The organism is Bacillus sp. Pc3 (assembly GCF_000815145.1).
Classification (GTDB): Bacteria; Bacillota; Bacilli; order Bacillales; family Bacillaceae; genus Bacillus; species Bacillus velezensis.
Genome location: NZ_CP010406.1, coordinates 601,980 through 613,414, shown reverse-complemented (window position 1 = coordinate 613,414; position 11,435 = coordinate 601,980). Strand labels below are relative to the sequence as shown.

Below are 11,435 nucleotides of genomic sequence, written 5' to 3'. Positions count from 1 at the left end.
AGTACAGGGGGAGAAAACAATGAAACAAACAATAAGCAATCCGGCATTTGATATGAAACAAATTAACGCTCTTAACGGCCATTATCAGACGATGATAGACAATGGAGATCTGCAATGTGCGAGTTATATGATGTCAAGAGGAGGTGAGGTTTTTGCAGCTGAGTCGTTAGGGGAATTTACCGGCGGACAAAAAGAAAAGCAAACATTTCAGCTTGATACAATCAGAGAAATCGGTTCTTTGACAAAAGTGTTTACCGCTGTAGCCGTCATGCAGCTCGTCGAAAAAGGTTTGCTCGATCTGAAAATGCCGGTCAAGCTCATTTTGCCAGCGTTTGATAAACCGGGTTTCGGAGACATTAAAATTTTGCACCTTTTGACTCATACGGCGGGATTAAGTTTTGAGCTGGATATTCAAAAGGCTGAAGGCATTGACTTAACGAATGAGGAAGAATGGATAAACAATCTGGTCAGTACGCCTTTGGAGTACGGAGTGGATGAAGCATGGAACTATTCCAGAACCGGCTTTGTTATACTTGGCATCATTATTTCAAAAGTAACAGGCGTATCCTACGAACAGTATGTAACAAAGCATATTATTGAAGCGCTCGGATTAGAAAGAACGTATTTTTATGTGCCTGATGCTTTAAAAGAAGAAGTTTGTGTGATCAATGAGCACGAGTGCGTACAGCTGGAAAAAAGTCATCACCCGTATTTTCCGAATAAAGCGACAAGCGGTCTGTACTCTTCGTTGCGAGATATTTGGAAGTTAGCTGAAATGTTTAGAAATAAAGGCAGATTGAAAGATAAGAAGCTACTTGGAAGAAAAACAGTCGAAGCGATGCTGAGAAATCAAATAAAGCCCGGTCTTCCTTTTTACTTCTTCGGAGCGCCCAGAGAGGAAGGCGGCTTTGGTTTAGGCATTAATTTGTGGCCGGCCGGTGACCATTATTTCATGACAGAAGGCACCTTCTCACATCTTGGAATGGGGTGGTGCGGCATGTTTTCTGATCCAGCCGAAGATTTTACGTATGTATTTTTCACTCCGATTTCCGAGTTTCATCCTCATGCCGTGCTGACGCCGCTGAATATCGTGTGGGCGGGTATTGAATAATTGTCAAAAGCGTCGTCCCGTCTGTCCGGCAGGCGGGACGATTGCTAACTGCCCGTTTTTATCCCGCGGCATCTTTTCAAAGCCTGACCCGAAGTTAAATAACTTAATTTACTCTTTGTAATTTTTTTTAATTATAGTACAGTAGAGCATTTTTATAATACAGTTTAAAGTCTTTTATAGTACAGTTTGGCGCAATATGATCTTATGTTTTATAAGCGGTTTCAAAATGAGGTTATAAATAATTGACGGCTTTGTTTAATTACTGTAAACTATGGTTGTTGATCATATTGTACTAATAAAAAATCTTTTTTTATTAGTACAGTTTAAACGTCATTATCTTTGCTTAAGCGCTATGTGAATTTCTGAATGATTAATTTTAGAATTGCAGAGCATGATAAGACTGTTTTTAATACGGATGGCTAAACGGTATCCTAACCCTGTTAAATCAAAAGAAGAGGTGGTTTAAAAAATGGCTGCAAAGACAAAAACTTCAATTGTTGATAGCAAAAAACAATTTGATGCTATTAATAAGCAGTTTGAAACGTTCCAAATTTTAAATGCTGAAGGAGAAGTCGTAAATAAAGACGCAATGCCTGATCTTTCAGATGATCAGTTAAAGGAATTAATGAGAAGAATGGTGTATATCCGCATTTTAGACCAGCGTTCAATTTCTCTTTCCCGTCAAGGACGTTTAGGTTTCTATGCACCGACAGCGGGCCAGGAAGCTTCTCAAATTGCATCACACTTCGCGCTTGAACAGGACGACTTTATCCTTCCGGGTTATCGTGACGTTCCTCAGCTGATTTGGCACGGTCTTCCTTTACACCAGGCATTCCTGTTCTCAAGAGGCCATTTTAAAGGTAATCAGATGCCTGAGGGAGTAAATGCTTTATCACCTCAAATTATTATTGGTGCTCAAATTATCCAAACCGCAGGTGTAGCTTTAGGTCTTAAAAAGCGCGGTAAAAAAGCGGTAGCTATTACTTACACTGGTGACGGCGGAGCTTCTCAAGGTGACTTCTATGAAGGAATGAACTTTGCCGGAGCATTTAAAGCGCCAGCGATCTTCGTTGTTCAGAATAACCGCTATGCGATTTCAACTCCTGTAGAAAAGCAATCATCCGCACAGACAATTGCCCAAAAAGCAGTTGCCGTCGGTATTACAGGTGTTCAAGTAGACGGAATGGATGCACTTGCCGTTTACGCTGCAACCGCAGAAGCACGCCAGCGCGCAATTAACGGTGAAGGTCCGACTCTGATTGAAACTCTTACATTCCGTTACGGACCTCATACAATGTCCGGTGACGATCCGACTAAATATCGTACGAAAGAAATAGAAAATGAATGGGAGCAAAAAGACCCGCTCGTACGTTTCCGCAAGTTCTTGGAAAACAAAGGACTATGGTCTGAAGAAGAAGAGAACAAAGTGATTGAACAGGCCAAAGAAGAAATCAAACAAGCTATCAAAAAGGCTGACGGCGAATCAAAACCGAAAGTAACAGAGCTGATTGAGAATATGTTTGAAGAGCCGACGTTCAACTTGAAAGAACAACTTGAAATTTACAAAGCGAAGGAGTCGAAGTAAGCCATGGCGCAAATGACAATGATTCAAGCGATCACTGATGCGTTACGCACAGAACTGAAAAACAATGAAAACGTTCTGCTTTTCGGGGAAGATGTAGGCGTTGCCGGAGGCGTATTCCGTGCAACTGAAGGCCTTCAAAAAGAATTCGGTGAGGACCGCGTATTTGACACGCCGCTTGCTGAATCCGGTATCGGCGGTCTCGCTCTCGGTTTAGGCCTGCAAGATTACCGTCCTGTTATGGAAATCCAATTCTTCGGATTCGTATATGAAGTAATGGATTCAATTTCAGGACAAATGGCTCGTCTCCGCTACCGTTCCGGCGGACGCTGGACTTCTCCGGTGACAATCCGTTCTCCATTCGGCGGAGGGGTTCATACACCTGAACTTCACGCTGACAGTTTGGAAGGCCTTATCGCTCAGCAGCCGGGTATTAAAGTTGTTATCCCATCCACTCCTTACGATGCAAAAGGACTGCTGATTGCCTCTATCAGAGACAATGATCCGGTTGTTTTCTTAGAGCATATGAAACTTTACCGTTCTTTCCGTCAGGAAGTTCCTGAGGAGGAATACACAATCGAGCTAGGCAAAGCTGATGTGAAACGCGAAGGTACTGACCTTTCTATCATCACATACGGCGCGATGGTTCATGAGTCGCTTAAGGCTGCTGAAGAGCTTGAAAAAGAAGGCGTTTCTGCTGAAGTTATCGACCTTCGCACTGTAAGTCCGCTTGATATTGATACAATTATTGCTTCTGTTGAAAAAACAGGCCGCGCAATTGTCGTGCAAGAAGCTCAAAAACAAGCCGGCATCGCTGCCAACGTTGTAGCTGAAATCAATGACCGCGCGATTCTGAGCCTGGAAGCTCCGGTTCTGCGTGTTGCGGCGCCTGATACAGTATTTCCTTTCTCGCTTGCTGAGAGCGTATGGCTTCCAAACCATAAAGACGTTCTTGAAACTGCGAAAAAAGTTCTTGAATTTTAATCAGGCATCATAAAAGACGGTAAAGAGAGTCCTTCTCTCTTATATGAAGGAATCTGTTTACTAGGTTCAATGCTTGCGAATGCATAACTAAAATTTGCTTAATCAACTAGGAGGTCGAAAACTGTGGCATTTGAATTTAAACTTCCGGATATCGGGGAAGGTATCCACGAAGGCGAAATCGTAAAATGGTTTGTTAAGCCGAACGACGAGGTAGAAGAAGACGATGTTCTGGCTGAAGTGCAAAATGATAAAGCAGTGGTAGAAATTCCTTCACCTGTTAAAGGAAAAGTATTAGAATTAAAAGTTGAAGAGGGAACAGTTGCAACTGTTGGACAAACGATTATTACGTTTGACGCACCTGGTTACGAAGATCTTCAATTTAAAGGAAGCCATGATTCAGGAGAGGCGAAAACTGAGGCTCAAGTTCAGTCGTCTGCTGAAGCAGGGCAGGATATCTCTAAAGAAGAGACTCCTAAAGAGCCTGCAAAAGAAACCGGCGCAGGACAGCAGGACCAAGTGGAAGCTGATCCGAACAAACGCGTGATCGCCATGCCTTCCGTACGCAAATATGCCCGTGAAAAAGGCGTGGATATCCGTAAAGTAACAGGTTCAGGCAATAACGGACGTGTTGTAAAAGAAGATATCGACAGCTTTGCAAATGGAGGAGCGGCTCAAGAAGCGGCACCGCAAGAAACAGCTGCACCTCAGGAAACAGCTAAACCTGCAGCGGCTCAGGCTCCTGAAGGCGAATTCCCTGAAACACGCGAAAAAATGAGCGGTATCCGTAAAGCGATCGCGAAAGCAATGGTGAACTCTAAGCATACTGCACCGCACGTAACTCTTATGGATGAAGTTGACGTAACAAATCTTGTTGCTCACCGCAAACAGTTCAAACAAGTTGCTGCTGATCAAGGCATTAAGCTGACTTATCTGCCTTACGTCGTCAAAGCATTAACATCCGCTTTGAAAAAATTCCCTGTTTTAAACACATCTATTGATGATAAAACAGATGAAGTGATCCAAAAACATTACTTCAACATCGGAATTGCAGCGGATACCGAAAAAGGCCTGCTTGTGCCGGTAGTGAAAAATGCCGACCGTAAAGCCGTTTTCGAAATCTCTGATGAAATCAACAGCCTTGCTACAAAAGCGCGTGAAGGCAAGCTTGCACCTGCGGAAATGAAAGGCGCTTCTTGCACGATCACAAATATCGGTTCTGCCGGAGGCCAATGGTTCACACCGGTTATCAACCATCCAGAGGTTGCGATTCTCGGTATCGGCCGTATTGCTGAAAAAGCGATCGTCCGTGACGGTGAAATTGTAGCTGCTCCTGTCTTAGCTCTTTCTCTCAGCTTTGACCACCGTATGATTGACGGAGCAACTGCACAAAATGCGTTAAACCACATCAAGCGTTTACTGAACGATCCACAACTTATTTTAATGGAGGCGTAATGTTATGGTAGTAGGAGATTTCCCTATTGAAACAGATACTCTTGTGATTGGTGCGGGACCCGGCGGCTATGTAGCTGCCATCCGCGCTGCTCAGCTTGGACAAAAAGTAACAGTCGTTGAAAAAGCAACTCTTGGAGGCGTTTGTCTGAACGTCGGCTGTATTCCTTCAAAAGCGCTCATCAATGCAGGCCATCGTTACGAGAATGCAAAACATTCAGATGACATGGGAATCACTGCTGAGAACGTAACGGTTGACTTTACAAAAGTCCAAGAATGGAAAGCTTCTGTTGTAAATAAGCTTACCGGCGGTGTTGCAGGTCTTTTAAAAGGAAATAAAGTGGACGTTGTAAAAGGGGAAGCTTATTTCGTAGACAGCAACTCTGTCCGCGTAATGGATGAGAACTCTGCGCAAACATACACGTTTAAAAACGCAATCATTGCTACCGGTTCTCGCCCTATCGAATTGCCAAACTTCAAATATAGCGAACGCGTTCTGAACTCTACAGGCGCACTTGCACTTAAAGAAATTCCGAAAAAGCTCGTTGTTATCGGCGGCGGATATATCGGTACTGAGCTTGGAACAGCGTATGCGAACTTCGGAACTGAATTGGTTATTTTAGAAGGCGGAGATGAAATTCTTCCTGGCTTCGAAAAACAAATGAGTTCTCTCGTTACCCGCAGACTGAAGAAAAAAGGCAACGTTGAAATCCATACAAGCGCCATGGCTAAAGGCGTTGAGGAAAGACCTGACGGCGTAACAGTTACATTCGAAGTAAAAGGCGAAGAAAAAACGGTTGATGCTGATTACGTATTAATCACTGTCGGACGCCGTCCGAACACTGATGAGCTCGGACTTGAGCAAGTCGGTATCGAAATGACTGACCGCGGTGTCATTAAAACAGACAAGCAGTGCCGCACAAACGTACCGAACATTTACGCAATCGGTGACATCATTGACGGACCTCCATTGGCTCACAAAGCGTCTTACGAAGGTAAAATCGCTGCCGAAGCTATTTCAGGAGAGCCGGCTGAAATCGATTACCTCGGTATTCCGGCGGTTGTATTCTCTGAGCCTGAACTGGCTTCTGTCGGTTACACTGAAGCACAGGCGAAAGAAGAAGGCATTGAAGTCGTTGCAGCTAAGTTCCCGTTTGCAGCAAACGGACGTGCGCTGTCTCTTAACGAAACTGACGGCTTTATGAAGCTGATCACTCGTAAAGAAGACGGTCTTGTAATCGGTGCGCAAATTGCCGGCGCAAGCGCTTCTGACATGATTTCTGAATTGAGCCTGGCGATCGAAGGCGGAATGACTGCTGAAGATATCGCAATGACAATTCACGCTCACCCGACATTGGGCGAAATCACTATGGAAGCTGCCGAAGTAGCAATCGGAAGCCCGATCCATATCGTGAAATAATAATGCAACAAAGAAACAGCCCCCGTTTGTAAAAGCGGGGGCTGTTTTTATTGTGCAAGCACATGCTGCATAGGTTTGATGATATCCTCTTTTTTCTTTACGGATCCCTCAATCTTCATGACCACATGCCGATGATTGATCACCATCAGCGCAGGGAACGTGTTGATTTCCTCTTCCCATCCCTTTCTGTTGTCATAAACCTTCATTTGATCGACATGATGGGGATATTTCTTTTCTAAATCAAGAATCGCATCGTAATAAGGCACTTCTTTATCTATATGATTTTCATCGGAAAAAAACAAGATTTGAGTGTGATGAATGCTGTCGATCCGGTTTTTTGTGAATGGACTGACAGTAGAAACCGAACAGCTTGACAGAACGAACAGCATCAAAAAAAAGGGAATCACCGTACGGTAGCGCATCTATCTTACTCCTCTGTTTTATATAATATATGGGTTCATCCATTTATAAGGACTATATCAAGTGTATCACGAGAGGTGAAAAACCTAAGGCTTGTTACTGAATTGTTATATAATTGAAACCGTTTTTAATGAAGAAATAATACGTGTGACAACTTGCGCAGCCGATGTGTAAAAAAGGCACATTGTTTTTCGTGAGAGCGCTGTTTTTTCGTTATACTGGGAGCAAAACCATATCAGGAGGGATTGTCATGTATAAAGCCGCTGCAGCTGTCATATGTATATGCTTACTCGCCGGCTGCCAATCAAATGAAAAGATGCAAACAAACAAACCCCATTCTCAAACCGCGGCCAATCATGCCAAACGGGAAAACCACCATACAAAAGAGGAAAAACAGAAAAAACAGAAGGCGGAGCCCCGTTACTATATCAATCCGAAAAGCTTTTCTGTGGAAAAAATGGATGAACAGAAAGAGAAAAAACCGATCGCATTGGTAACGATCGATGACGCGCCTGATCAGCATGCCGCTGAGATTGCGGACAAACTGCACGATCTCAATGCGTCAGCGATCTTTTTTGTAAACGGACATTTTTTGAAAAAAGATGAAAATAAGAAAGCGCTTAAGCATATTCATGAGTTAGGTTTTATGATCGGTAATCATACAATGACTCATCAAAACTTAAAAGATCTTTCCGAACAAAAACAACGGGAAGAAATCATTGGCGTCAATAAAGCGGTTGAAAAGGTAATAGGAGAGAAACCCGCATTTTTCAGGGCGCCTTTCGGAAGCAATACGGACTACAGTGACAGACTTATAAAAAAAGAAGGTATGGTGAAAATGAACTGGACCTTCGGGTATGATTGGGATCAGAAATATCAATCCAAAAAAGCGCTTACCGATATCACACTGAACAGTCCTTATCTGCGGGACGGGGCCAACATATTGATGCATGACCGGAAATGGACGGCGGAAGCCATGCCGGACATTGTAAAAGGATTGCGTCATAAAGGATATACTGTGATTGACCCTCGAGCTATAAAAAGACCGTAAAAAATAAATGTGTTATACAATTTATCAGTTGACATATTAAATGTGACATAATAATATAATAACAACAAGTAAAAATTAAGCGTTTTCAAATTCTGAGAAATGGGGAATGACAGATGGGTACAATTGTTTGCCAAGACTGTAACGAAGCGATTCATTACTTTGAGGATGAGAAGGTCACGACGTTATACGGAACATGCTGCGGACAATGCCAGTGTCATCTTGAAGAAGAGTAAAAAGCGTAAAAAGGCCCGAAACGATTTCGTTTCGGGCTTCTTTATGTTTATTGGATGGCTTTTTGCTCTTTGATGACTCTGATCATTTCAAGCGTTGCATCTTCGGGACCCTGCACAGGAAGGCCGGCGTCCAAGTTTTTAAAAATGTAGCTGATATTTTCTTCAGTAATGATCTCGCCCGGAATAAAGATTGGAATTCCCGGCGGGTACACCATGACAAACTCTGCGATGATCCGTCCCGCGGATTCTTTTAACGGAATGACTTCCGTATTTGCGTAAAACGCGTCTCTTGGCGTCATCGCTAACAGAGGAATTTCAGGAAGCAGAACCTCGGTTTGCTGATGAGCATAGTCATTGGCGGAAGCCTGCTTTGAAATGTCTGTAAGCGCGCTTACAAGACGGTCGGCATCTCCCGCTCTGTCGCCGGGGGTGAAAATACATAAAATATTATACAAATCGGACAGCTCGACTTCGATATTATATGATTCGCGGAGCCATTTTTCAACGTCATGACCCGTCAGGCCGAGGTTTTTGACCGAAATGATTAATTTAGTCGGATCATAACTGAAGGCAGCTTTAGACCCTGTGATTTCTTCACCGACACAGCGGATGCCTTCAATTTGATTGAGGCGTTCCCGTGTCTGATCCGCCAGCAGAATCGTATCTTCTAGAAGATCGCGGCCTTCTGTAGCGAGGCGTTTTCTTGCGACATCCAGTGAAGCGAGAAGCAGATAGGATGTTGACGTTGTCGTCAGCATGCTTAAAATCGACTGTACTCTTTCTTTGGAAACAAGACCTTCTCTCACATTTAAAATGGAGCTCTGCGTCAGGGAGCCACCCAATTTGTGCACGCTTGTGGCTGCCATATCAGCGCCCGCCTGCATGGCGGACAGAGGAAGCTTATCATGAAAATGAATATGCACGCCGTGCGCTTCATCGACAAGCACAGGCACATCGAAAGAATGCGCGAGCTTTACAATGCTGCTTAAGTCAGCTGACACACCGAAGTACGTCGGATTTATGACAAGCAGGCCTTTTGCGTCAGGGTGCTCCGTCAAAGCCCGCTCGGCGGACTCAAGCGTAATGCCGTGAGAAATTCCGAGCTCATCGTCAATTTCCGGGTGAATAAAAATCGGCACCGCTCCGGAAAATACAATGGCCGACATAATGGATTTATGAACGTTTCTCGGGATGATGATTTTATCTCCGGGTCCGCATACGGCCATGACCATCGTCATAATGGCGCCGCTCGTCCCTTGTACGGAAAAGAAGGTATGGTCTGCGCCGAATGCTTCCGCGGCCAGATCCTGGGCTTCTTTAATGATGCCCTTTGGCGCATGTAAATCATCCAGAGGTTCGATATTAATTAAATCTATGCTTAACGCGTTTTCTCCGATAAATTGTCTGAATTCCGGATCCATTCCCGCGCCTTTTTTATGGCCCGGAATGTGGAATTGGACAGGCTGTCTGTCCGCGTGCTTTTTCAGTCCGCTGTACAGGGGTGTTTCATGTTGCGGCAATTGTTTTCCCACCTTTATCATAATACCTACGGATTAGTTTGTATTACATTCAGTTTTATTACCCGTTTTTTAAACGTAAAACAAATGAATTATATTATGAACTTGAAAGAAAGTAAAGAACAATTTATGATCTATGGAAGATGCTTATTTTGAGCATGATGATAAAGGAGTGAGGACATTTGGAATATCAATATCCGATGAATGAGGACTGGACGACAGAGGAGGCCGTGGATGTTATTGCTTTTTTTCAGCAGGTGGAAAACGCCTATGAAAAAGGAGCTGACCGAGACAGGCTTCTGAATGCGTACCGCCGCTTTAAAGAAATCGTTCCCGGGAAAGCGGAAGAAAAGAAAATCTGCAGCCAATTTGAAGCTGACAGCACCTATTCCCCGTATCGGACTGTGAAACAGGCGAAACAATCAGATCAAGCGATTATCAAAATGTAGACAAAGCGAGCCGGCAATCGGCCCGCTTTTTATGTTATGAGACTTTCTGAGTCAGTGTGTATAAAAAGGAAAGCTTCCTAAAAGTATCTTCAATGGTTTGCAGGAATTCATTGTTGTTCATGTTGATCACGTCTTCTTTTTGCAGCTGAATGCCGCACAAAAGCTCTGCTTTTTTCACTGTCTGCAGGCGTTCAAATAATGTTTTCAGCTGCTCCTGATCCATGTCGGACTGCTTGTACGCACCTGGCTTCGTATGATCCGGCGACCATACAAAATGACCGGGAATCTGTTTTGTGATGTCCTCCTGCTTCGCTTCCAGCAATCTGCCGTATTCCTCTTTTATCGGAGATTCATAAATGATGGCAAACCATACAAACATATGAGTGTCCCATAAACCGATCTGAAAGTGAGGGAGTTTCTTATACCCGCGTTTGCTGTTGGCAAAGGCAACCCAGCTGTCAGCCGGCGGGTTGACAGATCTTCTCGCGTGCTTGGCGACATGCGGGAACATTTCATCTCCTGTCAATGCTGACAATGTCGGTGCGAAATGCTCTCCTAACAAGGTCAGCTTCGGGCGGACTTGTTCTTTTAACACCTCCATGCGCGGATCTAAACCTTCTATTGTAAATGTATCGAAGTCTTCTTTTGTAAAACGCATCTGAGTCATCTTTTTCCTCCTTATCGTAAGTATTCATATTTTACCACAGCCGCCGCCGGCCGCAAAAACATTGAGAACGTTTGAACCGAGAGGATTGGTGGTAAAAAACGAATAGGTAAACACACAATTTTAAGAATGTTGTTACAGCCGAATATAAGTTTCCATACGATATAAGAAGTATCATTAATAAATTGGAAAAATGGGATGCTTTTTTAACAAATGATCTCTGGAAGGGGCGAAAGACAATGAGGCAAGTGGTGAAGGAAGGATTCAGGGAGGAAAAAAATAACCGTGTAGCTGTCTGGAGACTAGAGGTTGATTATGAATTGGCAACCCTGTATGAGGCCATGCAAAAAGAGAATGAAGATCAAATCGATCTCAGCAAAAGAAAACTGGAACGTCTCAGAAAAGAATGGATTCGGCTTAACGGATAAAGAATAGTAAAAACGAACCGCAGGAAATGGTTCGTTTTTACGTGAGAAGGCATTTTTTTCATTTTCCTTGCTTTTTCATCGCCTTTATCAGTATGCTATAGAATAAGCTATACATAGAAAAGAGGTA

At 43.6% G+C, this 11,435-nt stretch carries 12 protein-coding genes; 9 read left to right on the top strand and 3 right to left on the bottom strand.

Translation table 11 applies throughout. The features are described from left to right. Positions 1 to 19: 19 nt before the first annotated feature. From SB24_RS02485 to lpdA, 5 genes are all read left to right on the top strand, one after another. Positions 20 to 1,111, top strand: a complete 1,092-nt coding sequence (locus tag SB24_RS02485; RefSeq protein WP_039251574.1) for a serine hydrolase domain-containing protein — start codon at positions 20 to 22, stop codon at positions 1,109 to 1,111. 469 nt (positions 1,112 to 1,580) lie between these two features. Further along, positions 1,581 to 2,696: a pyruvate dehydrogenase (acetyl-transferring) E1 component subunit alpha gene (gene pdhA, locus SB24_RS02480; protein ID WP_003154530.1), complete on the top strand. Its 1,116-nt coding sequence runs from the start codon at positions 1,581 to 1,583 to the stop codon at positions 2,694 to 2,696. Positions 2,697 to 2,699: 3 nt separating this feature from the next. Further along, positions 2,700 to 3,677, top strand: coding sequence for a pyruvate dehydrogenase complex E1 component subunit beta (pdhB, locus tag SB24_RS02475; protein ID WP_003154528.1), 978 nt, complete (start codon positions 2,700 to 2,702; stop codon positions 3,675 to 3,677). 123 nt (positions 3,678 to 3,800) lie between these two features. After that, positions 3,801 to 5,129 carry a pyruvate dehydrogenase complex dihydrolipoyllysine-residue acetyltransferase gene (gene pdhC, locus SB24_RS02470; protein ID WP_015417397.1) on the top strand — a complete coding sequence of 443 codons (1,329 nt, stop codon included), beginning with the start codon at positions 3,801 to 3,803 and terminating at the stop codon, positions 5,127 to 5,129. 4 nt (positions 5,130 to 5,133) lie between these two features. Next, positions 5,134 to 6,546 carry a dihydrolipoyl dehydrogenase gene (gene lpdA / locus SB24_RS02465; protein WP_033574600.1) on the top strand — a complete coding sequence of 471 codons (1,413 nt, stop codon included), beginning with the start codon at positions 5,134 to 5,136 and terminating at the stop codon, positions 6,544 to 6,546. Positions 6,547 to 6,593: 47 nt separating this feature from the next. Here the strand turns inward: lpdA and SB24_RS02460 are convergent, their stop codons facing one another. Continuing rightward, positions 6,594 to 6,968: a hypothetical protein gene (locus SB24_RS02460; protein WP_007409664.1), complete on the bottom strand. Its 375-nt coding sequence runs from the start codon at positions 6,966 to 6,968 to the stop codon at positions 6,594 to 6,596. Positions 6,969 to 7,216: 248 nt separating this feature from the next. On the opposite strand from SB24_RS02460, the gene SB24_RS02455 reads away from it, so the two are divergent. Next, entirely contained in the window at positions 7,217 to 8,017 is an 801-nt protein-coding gene (locus SB24_RS02455) for a polysaccharide deacetylase family protein (protein WP_033574599.1), read from the top strand. A 113-nt stretch (positions 8,018 to 8,130) separates the two neighbouring features. After that, positions 8,131 to 8,250 carry a GapA-binding peptide SR1P gene (locus SB24_RS19370; protein WP_003154518.1) on the top strand — a complete coding sequence of 40 codons (120 nt, stop codon included), beginning with the start codon at positions 8,131 to 8,133 and terminating at the stop codon, positions 8,248 to 8,250. A 47-nt stretch (positions 8,251 to 8,297) separates the two neighbouring features. On the opposite strand, the gene SB24_RS02450 is transcribed toward SB24_RS19370, so the two are convergent. Then, complete coding sequence (locus SB24_RS02450; RefSeq protein WP_015417400.1) at positions 8,298 to 9,770, bottom strand: aminotransferase class I/II-fold pyridoxal phosphate-dependent enzyme; 1,473 nt, start codon at positions 9,768 to 9,770, stop codon at positions 8,298 to 8,300. Between the two features lie 179 nt (positions 9,771 to 9,949). Here SB24_RS02450 and SB24_RS02445 point away from each other — a divergent pair, with 179 nt between their 5' ends. Next, positions 9,950 to 10,216, top strand: a complete 267-nt coding sequence (locus SB24_RS02445; protein ID WP_007409667.1) for a UPF0223 family protein — start codon at positions 9,950 to 9,952, stop codon at positions 10,214 to 10,216. Between the two features lie 34 nt (positions 10,217 to 10,250). Here SB24_RS02445 and SB24_RS02440 read toward each other — a convergent pair whose 3' ends face one another. Beyond that, positions 10,251 to 10,883 (bottom strand): DUF1054 domain-containing protein, encoded by a 633-nt coding sequence (locus SB24_RS02440; RefSeq protein ID WP_015417401.1) that lies wholly within the window; start codon positions 10,881 to 10,883, stop codon positions 10,251 to 10,253. 236 nt (positions 10,884 to 11,119) lie between these two features. Between SB24_RS02440 and SB24_RS02435 the strand changes: the two genes are divergently transcribed. Beyond that, the gene (locus SB24_RS02435; RefSeq protein ID WP_003154513.1) at positions 11,120 to 11,308 is read left to right on the top strand and encodes a hypothetical protein; all 189 of its coding nucleotides are present in this window, start codon (positions 11,120 to 11,122) and stop codon (positions 11,306 to 11,308) included. The last annotated feature ends 127 nt before the right edge of the window (positions 11,309 to 11,435 follow it).